The 16984-nt window shown below is 48.3% G+C and carries 14 protein-coding genes; 9 read left to right on the top strand and 5 right to left on the bottom strand.

Annotated elements, in window-relative coordinates; genetic code table 11:
- The first annotated feature begins 2 nt into the window (after positions 1–2).
- From E5331_RS13440 to E5331_RS13405, 8 genes are all read left to right on the top strand, one after another.
- Complete coding sequence (locus tag E5331_RS13440; protein ID WP_123481510.1) at positions 3–2309, top strand: hypothetical protein; 2307 nt, start codon at positions 3–5, stop codon at positions 2307–2309.
- An 82-nt stretch (positions 2310–2391) separates the two neighbouring features.
- The gene (locus E5331_RS13435; protein WP_123481511.1) at positions 2392–3795 is read left to right on the top strand and encodes a glycosyl hydrolase; all 1404 of its coding nucleotides are present in this window, start codon (positions 2392–2394) and stop codon (positions 3793–3795) included.
- Positions 3796–3827: 32 nt separating this feature from the next.
- Positions 3828–4925 (top strand): glycoside hydrolase family 26 protein, encoded by a 1098-nt coding sequence (locus E5331_RS13430; protein ID WP_123481512.1) that lies wholly within the window; start codon positions 3828–3830, stop codon positions 4923–4925.
- 29 nt (positions 4926–4954) lie between these two features.
- Positions 4955–6121, top strand: coding sequence for a glycoside hydrolase family 130 protein (locus E5331_RS13425; RefSeq protein WP_123481513.1), 1167 nt, complete (start codon positions 4955–4957; stop codon positions 6119–6121).
- A gap of 49 nt (positions 6122–6170) precedes the next feature.
- A complete protein-coding gene (locus tag E5331_RS13420; RefSeq protein WP_123481514.1) occupies positions 6171–7598 on the top strand; it encodes an MFS transporter in 1428 nt (475 codons plus the stop codon).
- 5 nt (positions 7599–7603) lie between these two features.
- On the top strand, positions 7604–8830 hold the full coding sequence (locus E5331_RS13415; protein ID WP_169477677.1) for an AGE family epimerase/isomerase: 1227 nt from the start codon (positions 7604–7606) through the stop codon (positions 8828–8830).
- 162 nt (positions 8831–8992) lie between these two features.
- Positions 8993–9775 (top strand): HipA family kinase, encoded by a 783-nt coding sequence (locus tag E5331_RS13410; RefSeq protein ID WP_123481516.1) that lies wholly within the window; start codon positions 8993–8995, stop codon positions 9773–9775.
- Positions 9744–10136 carry a DUF3037 domain-containing protein gene (locus E5331_RS13405; protein ID WP_123481517.1) on the top strand — a complete coding sequence of 131 codons (393 nt, stop codon included), beginning with the start codon at positions 9744–9746 and terminating at the stop codon, positions 10134–10136. Before E5331_RS13410 ends, E5331_RS13405 begins: the two co-directional genes overlap by 32 nt.
- Positions 10137–10271: 135 nt before the next feature.
- Here E5331_RS13405 and E5331_RS13400 read toward each other — a convergent pair whose 3' ends face one another.
- From E5331_RS13400 to E5331_RS13390, 3 genes are all read right to left on the bottom strand, one after another.
- Positions 10272–11534, bottom strand: coding sequence for a serpin family protein (locus E5331_RS13400; protein WP_123481518.1), 1263 nt, complete (start codon positions 11532–11534; stop codon positions 10272–10274).
- A 291-nt stretch (positions 11535–11825) separates the two neighbouring features.
- Complete coding sequence (locus E5331_RS13395; RefSeq protein WP_135985362.1) at positions 11826–13466, bottom strand: tetratricopeptide repeat protein; 1641 nt, start codon at positions 13464–13466, stop codon at positions 11826–11828.
- Between the two features lie 16 nt (positions 13467–13482).
- Positions 13483–15078 carry an ATP-binding protein gene (locus tag E5331_RS13390; protein ID WP_135985360.1) on the bottom strand — a complete coding sequence of 532 codons (1596 nt, stop codon included), beginning with the start codon at positions 15076–15078 and terminating at the stop codon, positions 13483–13485.
- A gap of 233 nt (positions 15079–15311) precedes the next feature.
- Between E5331_RS13390 and E5331_RS13385 the strand changes: the two genes are divergently transcribed.
- Positions 15312–15566, top strand: coding sequence for a GlsB/YeaQ/YmgE family stress response membrane protein (locus E5331_RS13385; protein WP_123481521.1), 255 nt, complete (start codon positions 15312–15314; stop codon positions 15564–15566).
- Between the two features lie 172 nt (positions 15567–15738).
- Here E5331_RS13385 and E5331_RS13380 read toward each other — a convergent pair whose 3' ends face one another.
- Together E5331_RS13380 and E5331_RS13375 are read right to left on the bottom strand one after the other, a co-directional pair.
- Entirely contained in the window at positions 15739–16236 is a 498-nt protein-coding gene (locus E5331_RS13380) for a lipid-binding protein (protein ID WP_123481522.1), read from the bottom strand.
- An 18-nt stretch (positions 16237–16254) separates the two neighbouring features.
- Entirely contained in the window at positions 16255–16959 is a 705-nt protein-coding gene (locus E5331_RS13375) for a BT_2262 family domain-containing protein (protein WP_123481523.1), read from the bottom strand.
- Positions 16960–16984: the final 25 nt, after the last annotated feature.

Genomic DNA, 16984 nt, shown 5'->3' with positions numbered 1-16984 from the left:
CAATGAAAAAGATATATAAAATCACAGGCATGCTGATGATGTGCGCTGCCCTTTCCGCACCTATCATGACATCATGCAGCGACGATAATTACGACACCCAGCAGTATAAGGGAGGCGTAAACCTCAACGTCTGGGGACCGCGCCCCGTGGCACGCGGCGGTGAACTCCGTTTCCTCGGTTCAGGCATGGACCGCATCACCTCAATCACCCTTCCGGGTGCCGGCGACGTGACCGACATATCCGTAGTCAGCAATGAGGAGATACGCATCATCGTGCCTCAGAACGCTGAGCCGGGTAAAGTGGTGCTCCATCATGCCAACGGCGACATTGAATCTCTGACCGAGCTATCCTTCACCGAGCCGATCTCTCTCGACGAGATCTCTCCGATGACTGTGAAACCGGGTCAGCAGATCACACTCAGCGGCGATTATCTCAACCTCATCGAGGAGGTGATATTCACCGACGAAGTGGCTGTCGGCATAAAGGATTTCATCACCCACACGCGTCAGGAGATCTCACTTGTGGTGCCGGCAGAGGCACAGACAGGCAAGATCACCATCAGCGACGGTGGCGAACCTATCCCCAACCACATCCATTCCGAGGAGGACGTGACAATTGTGCTCCCGTCGGTTGAACGTGTCGCAGACCTCACCAAGATCAAACCGGGCGAGACCGTCACCATCACTGTCAAAGATATCGACCTTGTGACAGCCGTGGAGATGCCTTCCGGCGAACAGGTGGAATTCAACGTCAATGAGGATAAACTCTCATTCGTGCTCCCCGCCGACGTGACCGACGGCACAATCTGTATGCTCCCGGCATCAGGCGTGAAAGTGGCAATCGCCACTATCGGTGTGGCACTCCCTGAAGAGGTAGTGGCTGATCCCGCATCCGCAATCTGGGGCGGCGACGTCATCAAGTTCAAGGGCATCAATATGGAGCTTGTCACAGGTGTGTCATTCCCCAACGTGGAGGAGATTGTCGTTCCCGACAACGTTACGCCCACAGAAATCAGCGTGACAGTTCCAGCCGGCACACAGAGCGGTAACGCCGTGCTACGCACAGCATCCGGTGGCGCGGTAGACGTGGAGATCTCCACTCTCAAACCGGAAGCAGTAGCCTACACACCGGCTCCCGCAGCACTCGCATCCTCATTGAAAGTGACCGGACGCAATCTTCAGAACGTGACTGCAATCACGTTTGGAGGTGCAGCTACAGTTGAAGTGACCGGAGCCACCGCCACAGAATTTACTGTCAATATCCCTGCCACTCTCACTGCCGGAAGCAACACCGTCACATTGACACTCTCCAACGGCGAGACCATCGACACCGATGCAATCGAGCTTACAGCTCCCGAATGTGCATACGCCACCGAGCTTCCCGCAGAGGATGCCGAGATCAATGCCGGCGAGACATTCTCCATCATGATTGCAAATGCCGACAAACTCACCGGAGTTAAGGTCAACGGCAACGACGTGCAGTATATCCTCAACGGCAACCGACTGATCATACAGGTGCCGGAATCTGCCGGAAAGAACTCCACATTCACCCTCCTCTCATCCAACGGCGAGATCTCATACAACATCGCCTTCATCCCCGCCACCCATGTGGAGAACGTGATCTTCTCTGAGGTACGCGACCTCGGAAGCTGGGCAGGTGAAGATGCCGGTGGCGCATTCCGTCTCTACAAGAGCAGTTTCGAAGGCGTGCCCGCAGGTGCAAAGCTGGTGTTCCATATCTCACCCTACGACTACACTCAGATTCAGGTGAACGATGCCAACTGGGGTCAGATGGCAATGCTTGAACCCGCTCAGACAGCCACTACAGCAGAATTTGAACTCTCTGCGGAAGTGCTCAACAGAATCCTTACCACCGATGACGGATGGTCAGAGACAGCTATGGTGATACAGGGTCAGGGCACAGTAGTCAGCAAGGTACACATCGAATGGGAGAACTCCCTTGAGACTGTGTTCTGGACCGGCAACGCTGACCTTACCGGATGGGGAGGTATGCAGGATTTCGCATGGAATGATGATGCAATCGCCAACATTTTCTCAACATGGAAACCCGGTCAGATCCTACGTGCCTACTACACCACCACCGGCGGCAGTCAGCCTTGTATCAAGTTCGGACGCGGTGAAGACTGGGCTATGCTCCCCGGATCCGCACAGGAATACTATGACTGTCCGGCATCTCAGACAAACGTGGAATTTATCCTCACTGCCGACGACATCAACCAGCTCGTCAACAACCACGGTCTGCTGATTCAGGGCAATGATATCATCCTGACCAAACTGACAATAGAATAAAAGCTCCGAAATACTCATAAAGCCATGATTCTCCGGAAGGGTTTGGCAATCCTTCCGGAGAATCAAAACAGAACAAGAAATAATGAAAACAACTGCATATATTCTCGCGGGGGCACTCCTGTTTTCCGGTATCACATCCTGCGACGACAGCCACAAACCGGATTGGAGCGAGACCGCTCCAGTAGACGTGAACGTGGTCAGCACCTCCATCGCAAACGGTGCCACTGTGAGCGCATCCACAGGGAGCATAACTGTGGAATACTCCACCGGAATCGTGCTTAACCCCGCTGTCGGCATAACGCTATCCGGCGGATCAATCGAATCGGTTGAGGTAAACGATAACAAACTCACCGCATCCTTCAATCTGTCGAAAGGGAAGACATACGTATTCAATATCCCCTCACGTGCGGTAGCCGGCATAGGCACAAAGACCTTCGCTCCGGAGACCACCGTCACCTTCTCCACCGAAGGTGCTTCGATGATTATCGACTCCTCCCTTCTTACCCGATCTCTCACCAACCCCAACGCCACCGCCGAGGCTCAGAAAGTTTTCAACGTCCTTCTTGACAACTACGGCACAAAGCAGCTCTCAGGCGCAATGGGAGAAGTGGCATGGTCTACCCAGTTCACCGATCTTATCCATTCCGCTACAGGCGAATATCCCGCAATCATCGGCTTCGACTATATCCATCTCGCATCCTCTCCTGCCGACTGGATCAACTACGGCGACATCACTCCGGTGAAGAACGCATGGGAAGCCGGAAGCATCCCAACCATTACATGGCACTGGAACGTGCCCAAATCGCAGGACGACCCCTCATTGGGCTATGATGCCTCTTCCGATGCCTTCAATGCTGCTAACGTACTCATCGACGGCACTTGGGAAAATACAGTGGCGACTGCCGACGTTGAGAAAGTGGCAGGCTATCTGAAACTCCTTCAGGATGCCGGCATTCCGGTGCTCTGGCGTCCGTTCCATGAAGCTGCCGGCGACTACACTTGGGGAAGCTGGTTCTGGTGGGGCAACTCCGGTGTGGAGACCACCAAACAGCTCTGGTCATGGCTCCGCGAGAAACTCACAGTGGAATATGGACTCAACAACCTGATATGGGTATGGACCGTACAGACTTCCGACGAAGGGAAACCAGCATCCATGACAAAGATATCGGAGGCATATCCCGGAGATGATCTCGTCGACATAGTTGGTGCCGACCTATACGTGGATCCTCTTACAAACCAGACCTCACAGTTTGAAATCCTCTATAACCTCGTCAAAGGGAAGAAACTCGTCGCACTGACTGAATGTGGCAACCTTCTCGATGTGGAATCCGCCCTTGCTGATGGTGCTCTCTGGAGCTACTTCATGGGATGGTATGACCTTGACGACAACGGCAAGCCCGCCTTCGGCGAATGGAACACCAACAACGAATGGAAAACAGTGATGGATAATCCTCTCGTCATCAACCGTGGTGACGTGACATTCTGATAACAGAGAGAATTATAACCAACCTAAATTATATGAACAGATTTCTTATAGCCGTCGCAGCAATATCCATCATGGCTGCCGGCTGTGGCAGAAAGGCAAAGTCAGAAGTTGCCGACGAACAGACAATATCCACTCCGGCTGAGATGCTCAAAGAGCGTCTCGCCGCCGGAGTCGCCGACAGCATAGTGATGTTCGGTCATCATGACGATCCGGTGTATGGTCATTCATGGAAATGGGAAGGCACCTCCGACGTTGTGACAGTCACCGGTGCATATCCCACCGTAATGAGCTGGGACCTTGGTGCGCTTGAACTCGGCAAATCCGCCAATCTCGACGGTGTGCCGTTTGACACAATGAGGAAAGAAGTAGTTGCTCAGGCGGCTCGCGGAGGCGTCAACACTTTCAGCTGGCACCTCTATCACCCACTCACCGGAGCCGACAGCTGGACCACAACCGACTCGCTTGCCGTCAGCAAGATGGTAAACACCCCCGATGGAAAGGCTGCCTACGAGAAACAGCTCGACATGCTCGCAGATTTCTTCCTCTCCCTGAAAGATGGCGACGGCCAAAGGATAGGCGTGATATTCCGCCCCTGGCATGAGCACACCGGAAGCTGGTTCTGGTGGGGCACCGGCAACTGCACTGCCGACGACTATAAGTCACTCTGGAAAATAATGCGTGAGAAGTTTGATGCAAAGGGTGTCGACAACGTGGTCTGGGCTTATTCTCCCGACCGGTGCTCCTCTGCCGAACAATACATGGCTCGCTATCCGGGAGATGAATATGTAGATATCCTCGGAGCCGACGTATATCATTTCAACGGAGCAGAAGGGACCGATACCTATCGCAATGATGCCGGCAACACTCTCAGCATAGCCTGTGAGGAGGCTGAACGACGCGGTAAGATCGCCGCCTTCACAGAGACCGGATGCGAGTCGGTCGTAATCGACGACTGGTACACCTCCGTACTGCTCCCGATCCTGAAATCATACCCCGTGGCATACGTCACGGTATGGAGAAACGCCCACGACAAACCGCAGCATTTCTACACCCCCTATCCGGGACATCCGGCTGAGGCTGATTTCAAGAAATTCGCATCTGACCCTTCAGTTAAATTCATAAAACAATAATCTATTCACCCTCTTCACAACAACAGACAATGGATATCTTCAACATAAGAAAAAATCTGGTCCTTTCAAACTACGAGACACTCATCACACGCCACAACATACCCATTGACGGCAACGGAGTCTACACACGCTATGCACATCCCGTGGTGACTGCCGAGATGGTACCCCCATTCTGGAAATATGACTTCAATCCGGAGACCAACCCCTATTTCATGGAGCGTATCGGCATAAACGCCACCCTCAACTCCGGTGCAATCAAATGGAAGGATAAATATGTACTTGTGGTGCGTGTGGAAGGGAACGACCGTAAATCCTTCTTCGCAATTGCGGAGAGTCCGAACGGTATCGACAATTTCGTGTTCCGCGACCACCCCATCACAATGCCGGAGGATGAGATTCCCGGCACCAACGTCTACGACATGCGACTCACCGCCCATGAGGATGGCTACATCTATGGCATCTTCTGTGTAGAACGTCATGACGACAGCTGTCCCGGCGACCTTTCCGCTGCAACAGCCTGTGCAGGCATCGCACGCACGAAAGATCTTGAGAACTGGGAACGTCTCCCCGACCTCAAATGCAAGAGCCAGCAGCGCAATGTGGTGCTTCATCCCGAATTTGTAAATGGCAAGTATGCACTCTACACCCGTCCGCAGGATGGCTTCATCGACACAGGCAGTGGCGGCGGTATCGGCTGGGCACTCATTGACGACATTACAAATGCCGTTGTCGGCGAGGAGATAATCATCGACGAACGCCATTACCACACCATCAAGGAGGTGAAGAATGGTGAAGGTCCCGCTCCCATCAAGACACCCAAAGGATGGCTTCACCTTGCCCACGGTGTGAGAGCCTGTGCATCCGGTCTCAGATACGTGCTCTATATGTATATGACCTCGCTTGAAGAACCATGGAAACGTATCGCAGCCCCCGGCGGATACTTCATGGCTCCCGTAGGTGAGGAATATATGGGCGATGTGATGAACGTGCTTTTCGCCAACGGATGGATTGCCGACGAAGATGGAACCGTATTCATCTATTACGCATCGTCCGACACCCGTATGCACGTGGCAACCTCCACCATCGACCAGCTCGTCGACTACTGCCTCAACACTCCGGAAGACGGACTGACCACCGGCGAATCTGTAAAGACCCTCAACCGACTCATCGACGCTAACCTCGCGTTGAAGGATTGATGGTTTATGGTTTAAAGTTTAAGGTTTAAGGATTAAGGTTTAAATCGCCATGGCTAATCTTTCTCGAAAAATCGGTTACGGCTTCGGCGACATGGCGTCGTCGATGTTCTGGAAAATATTCAGTTACTACCTGCCGTTCTTCTATTCCAACATATTCGGGCTGTCGCTGATCGATGCCGGAGTGCTCGTGATGGTCACAAGAATATGGGATGCCGTCTCGGATCCGGTGATGGGAGTGGTGGCTGACCGCACCGACACACGCATGGGTAAATACAGACCATACCTGCTATGGTTTGCCGCACCCTTTGCAATCTGCGGCATACTGCTGTTCACCACTCCCGATTTCTCCTACGCCGGGAAGCTGATATGGGCGTATGTCACCTACGTGCTCATGATGACCGTCTATACCGGCATAAACGTGCCTTACGGCGCGATGCTCGGGGTGGTCACTGATAATCCCGAAGAGAAGACCATCTTCTCCTCCTTCCGTATGCTCTTCGCCTACGCCGGTTCTTTCATAGCCTTGGCTTCATGGGAGCCTCTATGCTCCATGTTTGAGCGCAGTTTCGGAATGTCGATGTCTACAAGCTGGCAGATGGCGATGGTGGTGATTGCCGCCGCATGCCTCGTGCTCTTCATCGTCTGCTTCTCTATGACGCGAGAGGTGGTGAAGACAAAGAGCGTAGTCAGCATTGGCAACGACTTCAAGGCTCTTCTCAAAAACCATCCTTGGTGGATACTCATTGCCGCTGCACTCTGCTTCAATCTCTTCAATACGGTCAGAGGTGCAACTGTAGCCTATTTCTTTGCCGATGTAATCGGTGCGGACGCCAATATGTGGTTCTTCGGGCTCTCGATACTCTTCTATTCCGGTCTATTCCTTAGCATCGGAGAGATCGCCAACATGGCAGGTGTCGCACTTGCAGTGCCCATCGTGTCGAGATTAGGGAAAAAGAACACGTTCCTTCTTGTCAACGTGCTGCTCGCCATACTCAGCGTGGGCTTCTTCTTCCTACCCGTCACCTCATTCGGATTCTTCCTCATGCTGGTATGTCAGATCCTCATCTCCATACTGACAGGCATAATGTCGCCGCTGGTATGGGCGATGTATGCCGACGTGGCAGACTATTCCGAACACCGCTTCCACACCGCCTCCACCGGACTCATCTTCAGTTCCTCATCAATGGCGCAGAAATTCGGTGGCGCAATCGGTGGTGCGGCAGTGCTGTGGCTCCTCAGTGCGTTCGGTTACGTGGCATCGGCTGACGCATCCGTGGCTCAGCCTGAAGCTGCAGTAAACTGCCTGTGGGCACTCATGAGCTTCATACCCGCAGCCGTGGCAGTATTGGCATTCGTGGCAATGTATTTCTATCCGCTCACAACCGGCAAGGTGAAATCGATAGCCGACGACCTGCGCATCCGCCGCAATAACCCTGCTGCTGACGAGGCTGCGAACTTCAACGAAATCAACGCCTGAAAATAATGGATAATTCAGTTATAAAAAAGTTGTCGGAAGAACTTGCCGACAATCTCAACAACAATATACTCCCCTACTGGCTCCGGTTGGAAGATCCGGCAGGGGGGTACTTCGGCAGAAAGGATTCTTCCGAGACCCTTCATCCGGAGGAACCGCGCGGATGTATCCTCAACGCCCGCATCCTCTGGACCTTCGCGGCGGCCGCCCGTGCCACCGGAAATCAGGAGTATGCTGACGCTGCCCGGCGGCAATTCGCTTGGTTCACCAAGCATTTCATTGATCCGGAATACGGCGGATGCTACTGGTCGGTTAACGCCGACGATACGCCGCTCGATACCAAGAAACAGTTCTATGCTATAGCTTTCTCAATATATGCCCTCAGCGAATACTACATGCTGACAAAGGATGAAAAAGCTCTCAACACGGCAATCGACCTGTTTCACATCATCGAGACACACAGCCGCGACCATAACGGTGAAGGATATTTTGAAGCCACTACACGCGACTGGCAACCTATCGGCGACATGCGTCTGAGCGACAAGGATCTGAACTCCTCCAAGACGATGAACACTCATCTCCATATCCTTGAAGGCTACACCAACCTGTTGCGCGTGTGGAGAACGGATGAATCCATTGAAGCGACCGCATCCTTGCTCCGTCTTTTCAACGACACAATCGTGGATAAGGACAGTAACCACATGGGACTCTTCTTTGACGACAACATGCAGCGCGTGGATCATGCCATCTCCTACGGTCACGACATAGAAGCATCATGGCTCATGCTGGAAGCAGCCGAAGTGATCGGCAACAAGGCTCTGTATGAAGAGACAAAAGAGGTGACACGCAAGCTGGCACTCGCCGCCCTCGAAGGATTGCAGCCGGACGGTTCACTCATCTATGAGCGGCACGAAGACGGCAGACTTGATTCCGAACGCCATTGGTGGGTACAGGCAGAAAACATCGTCGGACTGACCTACCTCGCACGTTACCACGATATGCCGGAAGCCCTCGACAAGGCACTCCGCTGCTGGGACTACGTGAAAGCCAACATCGTCGACACAGAGAACGGCGAATGGTGGTGGAGTCGTCTCCCCGACGGCACCATTAACCGCCGCGAAGACAAAGCCGGCTTCTGGAAATGCCCCTACCACAACTCCCGCATGTGCCTCGAGACCCTCCGCCAACTTCCCAACATCAAGATACATCATGCACACCATGCGATTACATCATGATATATCATGTCCATCATGATACATCATGCGATAACATCAAGATACATCAAGCACATCATGTTAATACATCATGCACATAATACATCTGTGCATAATGTAAAAACATGATGTGCTTGATGTATCTTGATGTAACATATTTCCTATCCCAATCGTTATATTGTCATGAGACTACGTGAAGAGAAATTATGCCGTTACATAACGCCTTTGCGCGAGGGAGGATCGCTGCCGGCGTTGGCGGAAGCTGAAGATGGCTTCAAATATGTTGTCAAATTCCGTGGCGCCGGTCACGGTACAAAAGCCCTTATCGCCGAACTGATCGGCGGTATGGTGGCACATGCACTCGGATTCAATGTGCCCGAACTCGTATTCCTCGACCTTGACCAAAAATTCGGTATCACCGAAGGCGACGAAGAGATCCAGGATCTGCTTAAAGGGAGTGTCGGCAGAAATATCGGTCTGCATTTCCTTTCCGGAGCCTTCACCTTCGATGCTTCGGTCAATGACATCGATCCGGCTACAGCCGCCAAGATTGTCTGGCTCGACGCCTTCCTGACAAACGTGGACCGCACCACTCTCAACACCAATATGCTCGTATGGGACCGCAAACTGTGGCTCATTGATCATGGAGCCTCACTGATGTTTCATCACGCATGGAGTGATCCGATGAAGGCAGCCCTCTCCCCCTTCCCCTACATCAAGAACCACGCGTTGCTTCGCAAGGCATCAAGTATCGTGGAGATCGACAAACTGATGCGCCAGAAAATCACACCCCGCACCCTCTCCCATATTATAGACCTGATTCCCGACGAATGGCTTCACAGAGAGGGGGAAGATCTTACCCCTAACCAGATACGCGACAGCTATAAGCTATTCCTGACAGAAAGATTAAAAAATTCCATTATTTTTGCACAATATGCAGACGACACAAGAAAATCACTTGTATGAATACGCGGTGATCCGTTATCTACCACGTGTGGAGCGCGATGAGTTTATCAATATCGGGCTTATCATGATGTGCAAACGGCAACGATGGATAAAGGTACACCTTTCAGTCGACGAATCGCGTCTCACGGCATTCCGTTCACCCTTCAGCAAGGAAGAGGTGATGCGGCAGGCAAATTTTTTCAAAGCCGTAGCCGACGGCACAACAGAGTCAGGCACCATGAAAGACCTTCCTGTAGAGGAACGCTTCCGATGGCTCACAGCCGTAAAGAGCTCCTGCCTTCAGACCTCCCGTCCCCATCCCGGCATCACCAATGATCTCGACAACAAATTCACCACCCTCTTCGAAGAATACGTCCTCTGATAGCAACTCTCCCAGATACATCATGCACATCACGATACATCATGATACATCATGCACATCATGCTAATACATCATGCACAATCATAGTCCTTTGTGCTTGATGTCAGAACATGATGTGCTTGATGTTTGCAAGTACTAAATATCTGTGATTCTTCCAGAGAACACACATGCTTGTGTGCTAATCTCCATCAGGAAGAAATAGAAAGGACGATCTACGGAGACAGAATATGTCCCACCCGTAATTATAGGAGCTGAGTCAACAATAGAGCCTGATGTGGCTGCAGCTGCTTTGGCACCCTTCTCATCAATCATTAAGGCTGCGCCTTGATGGTATTTGACAAATCCATTTTGGGGTCCATTTTCAAACATATCCAATGCCAATAGTCCAACAGTTTTTGAAAGACCACCTTCATTAAGAATATCATCAAGTTTCAAGTTGGTATCTACTTTAAACCTTGGCAGATCAACGGCAAGATTACATGCCACAGCATTACTTCTTAGGTCATTAAGCAACTCGGTAGAAAGCATATTATTTGCTTCTTCAATCGACATGTTTTCATTAGGAAGCACTACCATCAAGGAATATGCAGAATTTCCGAAAGGAAGATAGAAGAGTTCAAAATTATCATCTTTGTAATAGTCGCGAACTGAATGGTCAGCATGCATCATGTCAACATCATTAGTCCCTTTTGTTCCGTGGAACGGTTTACTTGTAGTATTCTTTTCTGAAAAGGTACCCTCTTTCCACAGACCTTTGAAATATGCCGCATTTAGAATTATAGCCAATGTGTTTGGTTCTATCTTATCAACCATTTTCGAGATAACACCGTTGGTTTGTTTAGCACACCAATTGTCAATGATTTTAGATTCCTTCTCAATATTTCCCACAAAATCAAGATAATTTATCTCAGCGTTATATCGATTTGAAAGTAGCGAGGAGTAGTCGGTCAGCAACTTATAATTGTTGTTTACCCATGCTGAGTTTGCCAATTTCACTTCTGTCTGGTTATCAATCTTCGGAAGTTTGGTCAACATGGTCGATGCAAAAGAATTTAACGCATCAACATCATTTGTGCCGAGATAATCGCTTATCTCTTGCCTGACATCTTCCTCCACGCCGTTGGCGATCATAGATAATACCATAGATGCAGAGAGTGGAGACACAATGAAATTACCGGATAAATCAGACTCGTTGTCAACATATTTGGCTGCATCCGTCGTGAAGTTGACATAAAAGTCTTTAAGACTATTTGCTGCGGCACGTGTCGAACCATTCAATTCTATATCTACACGATCATTCGGAAGTACAATCTCATTATCCTCTGTGGAAGAACAAGAGGTGGATAACATGAGACAAGTCATTATCATACCTGTCCCAACAAAATTCGATACTTTCATAATAATATAGTTGTTAAAAGTTTATTTTATATCATCTCTTGTAAAAATTATATTCTAAATTTAATTAGTTATGATGATATCGGCAAATTACGGCACTTTTTCATATAATGCCAAATAATTTCCCAAAAATCATTTGGTTTTGCCCCAACAAGATATACTGGTAATCAGCCTGTTATAAAGAAACCAAATTTTAAGATTTGGTTTCTTTATAACAGGCTGATTATCAAATATGGGAAAATATCAAAAACCAAATTATAAATCAAAATTTTGTATAAGCATTCCCTTGAATGCTCAAAGGAAGGATAAATAACGCTCTTTTTCCTGATCTTTCAATTGCCGGATTCTATCTTTAAGTCGTCGTTTTCGGTCATAGACCGAATTAATCTTATCCTCCTTCAAAAGAAGAGCAATTGCCGTATTGGAAAATCCAAGAACAGAAAAAAGGAACAGACAATAATCCGCATCCTTAAGACCCGGTAAATCTTTTTCAAAATCGGTCATCAATCCATCATGCATCGTATCAACCTCCTGCTTCAACTCACGAATCTTTTCCCCATCTATCGACAATCCGTTTATTAGAGAGGAAACAGTATCTACTATTTTATTTTTTGCCGACTTCACATCATTACCCCGGACAATAACACAAAGATCATCAAGAAGACCATATCTTGAAGCCAATAATTCTTTTATCTTCTTATTTGATTCAATGCTCACCCTATCATTCTTATCATGCATTTCCTGAAGTTGTTCGGCAAAAAGGATTTTGTCCTCAGTAGCCTTCTGTTGCCTTTTTATCAATATAAAAATACCAAAACCCAATATCACTATAACAAGACCGCCTATAACCAAAGAGCACCAAAATAATCGGTTTGATATTTCCAATTCTCTTCGTACACTCTCATTTGACAATTTATAATAATCTGCAACAGATGATATCAATCCACTGTTCATATTAATCCGAACTATACGCGAAGACAATTCATGAAGAATTTCTAAATTTTTAAGAGCCTCCGATTCTTTTCCCTTTGCTTTCGTCAAATGATATGCAGCAAAATTATAACGCAAACTGTCAAGGCATGATATCTTATTAAAAAGATCGGTCGCACTATCCGTCTCTCCAAGCAATGAATATGCCACTACCATATAAGTTGAATCTTCCAATGTGCTCCAACCATTGTCACAAAGCATACGGATCTTCTCTACAGACTTCTCACTCTCATTATTGCCGATATAGGCTGTTATTGATGCCCGAAGACAGTTCTCATGAAGGAGCGTGTCTCCCGTAGACAACGCAAGCTCCTCCACTTGCTCACACATCTCGCAAGCCTTGTTATAATCCCCCATGTTATTATACGCCCGCTCCAAATCAAGAAGTGCAAAATTAAGATGTGGCTGGATACCCGCTGCCTTGAAATTCTCATATTCCCTCTCTGCATACATAAGTTCTTCCGAGGAATTATAGGTCTCGGTATAGACATCTGCCACACCTCTTGCCGACATACCCGCCCAAAACTTGTCGCCAATCCTGTCAGCAATATCCATCGCCTGCATGAATAAGACAACAGCCACCGGATAATTGCCTATACCCAATTTTGCAATACCATGATAATAAAGCGATTTCATAAGACGTTCCTCATCACCATTCGCCCTGAAATAGTCCACAGCGAAGGAGATTATGGAATCATTTTCTATCTGAAGATAATTCTTGTCAAGTGCCTGCGTATATAGCAATCCATACAATGCCCTGTCATAATCACAGGTCAGCATATCCCTATCCAACGACTCCAGCAACGAGAGAGCCGAATCGGGATGCTCCTGCATAATCCCTTCCGCCTGCCCCATACGCCTCCGCTCAACAGAGTCCGAGCAAGCGAAAGATGCCATCAAAACCACTGAAGCAATAAATACCCAAAAGAACTGTCTAATAATCATGAATTAAAATCTAAAATTAGTATTCACGCATAGCCCAATCAGCTATATCATGATCCTCAACAGAGAAGATTACGGCTATGCCATATATCTTTCTACCTGTGTATTTGAATCTTGTGGCATACCCTCTCTCCTCAATTTGTCTGAATGCGGCTGCTATATTACCATCTGACGCATTATCAATCTTAAACTCAAATATATATACGTATCTATCCGTCTGCGCGACAAGATCGCTTCGTCCTTTTGAGCCTGCCAATTCGCATAAGACATTTGACCTCAGCATCATGAAAATCAGATACACAACCGTATGATAATAGTGTTCCTTCTGTATCAAAGGTTCACTATCCTTTGGAAACAGATGATATGCTATCCGTGATAATATAGTCTTCAGAATATCCATTAGCCTATCAACATCTCCGCGCATAAGAGCCAACCTCAACTGAACCAACTGCATATTTTGGGAATCCTCCTTTTTACCCATATATGCAGGAATCAAGTCTTGTGTCAGCGAACGCATCACCTCCTGATTCGGCACCTGCATCTTATACATGTCAAGTTCTCGGTCATATTCCGATATGGTGAGATAACCCGACTGAAACATCAGCGAAATAGGGTCCTCCATATCATAGATTTTTGTCAACGATTGTGAATCATACCAAGTGTCGGTGATTTCCGGCAATTGGAATGTCGGATTCATCAGCTGCGAGACAAACACCGAGGTCAAACCAGTACTCACCCAATATGCCTCCAATTTATAATCCGACAACGACATCATTACACTCAACGGATTGAACACCTTTACATCTCTTGCCGTGAATCGGTAGCCATCGTAATATTTTGTAAGACTATCAAGAATTGAATCCGTTGTGACATTCATCACCGAGGCAAACTCCTCAATACCTTCCCGGCAATATGCAGTCAACTCCTCATGTGTAAATCCGCAGATTGTGGCAAACCGTTCATCCATCGAAATATCCTTAAAATTATTCGGTCCGGAGAACAGATTCATCTGATTGAAACGGGTCACACCCGTCACCATACAGAATTTTATATAGGCATCATAGGACTTACACTGCATGAAAAGTTCACGGAGCATCGACTGATTCTCCCTATATATATCCGATTCCGGATCAACACCATGAATCGGAACATCATATTCATCTATCAACACGGCTACCGGCTGTCCGGTCTTCTCCGCCAGTCTTTTTATGAGCAATCCGAATTTAAAACTCTCATCACCCGGATATGCCGACAGATCCTCTCCATAATCAGAAGCACACGTCTGAAGCAACGCCTGAAAATTCTTTCGCAGACTACCGGAAACAGCTCCTCCGGCTGAACTCATATCGAGATGTATCACCGGATACTTAATCCATTCCGTCTCCCTCTCCGCCACTTTCAATCCTTTGAAATACTCCCGCTCCCCCTTGAAATATGATTCAAGAGTGGAAAGGAAAAGACTCTTGCCGAAGCGGCGCGGACGTCCTAAAAATATATATTTCGCCAACGAAAACAATTTATAAAAAAATTCAGTCTTGTCTATATAAAGACTGCCCGCCTCGCGGAGTCGCGAGAAGGATTGCATTCCGATTGGATATTTAGGATGTACGTTCATGCCACTAAAGAGAATTTATCCGGCTCAAAATTAACAAATATATTTAATTTTGACGTATTTCAATCATATATTTTTTCAGATTGCAAGGATTATTGGGTTGCTGGGGTGGCGATGTGAACAAAATACGGCGTGAGGGCGTTCTCTCGGAAAGCAATGTCTGTCGCGTCGCACGGGACGGATCAACGTTTCTTCTATCGCATATCTAAGGAATTTGAATTAAAATTGAAATTATTATGAGTTTTATCTGGTTTATATTTATCGGACTTATTTCCGGGCTTATCGCCGGGAAACTTATGCGTGGCGGCGGCTTCGGCTGGCTCGTCAACCTCATCGTCGGCGTTGCCGGAGGCGTATTGGGCGGCTGGATGTTCAGCGCATTGGGAATCCACACCTCAAGCATTATCGGAAGCCTGATTACATCCGTTGTCGGCGCCATCGTGCTACTCTGGATAGTAGGACTTATCAACAGATCCGTCAACAAACGGTAATCATATCACACAATCATTCCCCCGAATACATAAGCCGGACATGGTGTCGACACCATGCCCGGCTTATTCTTTGCCTCCGGATTTTATCCCCCTAAAAAGGCGAGGAGAGAGTATTTACATACGAGAAAATTAATCTCCGGCGGGGGATTCACATCTTTCTCCGGATGATTTGTCATTCATCAGCCACAAAACCTGTGCGACGATAGCCATGCACGTAATATGTGTAGCCATCCTCATCGTCGCTGTAGGTCACGTAGCACTCAAATTTATCTGCCGGCATACCTGACGGTGTCACTGTCCCGCCGGGAGTAATCTTGCCGTCCGAAACAGTCACCTGGCAATCATAGTAGGCATTCTGCACCGGAGTCGCGCTTCCAAACGTGCGGTCTGCCACGTTGCAGGGTACCTTCACTTTCGTTTCCCAGAAACTCTTGAGGTCGTCTACCCATATCTCGGTGCCATTGTTTGCACTGGTGTTGTAGGTGATCCACATCAACTGTCCATATCCAAAAGGATCCTCATATACCTTGTCGCCATCGACCACATCGACAGTCACCATCCATTCGCCCGCCACATCCACTGTGGATGTCATCGGAATATCCTCCTTGCTGCAAGCATTGAAGAATATCATTCCAATCAGGAGGATTGCGTAGTTTATATATTTTTTCATTTTGTCAAACTTTATCCATTAATCATTTTTGTCAAGAATCACGTGGAAGATAAAAGGATAGTCGGTATATTCCACCACGTATGACAGAGTACCAGTAGCAGCATCATACTTGCCATCGTAGAAAGCACCTGCCGAGTCTCCCCATCCGGAGAGGAAGCTGCTTTCGAGAGTGATGTTGTTGTCGGCATCAGCCTTCAGTTCGCCAGTCAAGGCATACGCACTGCCATATCCTGCCCGATACTCATACCAGCCGGCAAGAAGGTCGGAAATCTGATATGTGCCGTCGCCATTACCATAGATCACTTCCTGATAGCCGCCATAGTACGTAATCCCGTTGTAGTCACGATAACTGCCGCCATTCACCGTATAGTATCCACTGACCGGATCATCGGCATCCGACACGAGCACATAGCGGGTGGCTGATGCGCTGAAGCCATCGGAATTAGTGGCGGAATACACTATCGAATAATAACCCGGTTTCGGATTGGATAAATCCATTTTCGTAGTGACCACAACGTTGCTTGTATAATCCTCCCCGTTAAGGCTGGAAGAATATCCGGGATCCACAAACGGGGTGCCTGCCGTTGCCTTATCATAGATGGGTCCTTCAAGCTCTATTACCGGATAATAAGTTATGCCTGTCACCCCTTCGGTGTCTTTGCTACAGGAAGCGAGAGCCACGATAGCCAATCCTGCCGCTATTGTCGAAATATATTTTTTCATTGCTGTGTTCGCTGATTAAATTATT

Source organism: Lepagella muris, from assembly GCF_004793975.1.
GTDB lineage: Bacteria > Bacteroidota > Bacteroidia > Bacteroidales > Muribaculaceae > Lepagella > Lepagella muris.
This window is presented reverse-complemented; position numbering and strand designations above follow the sequence as displayed.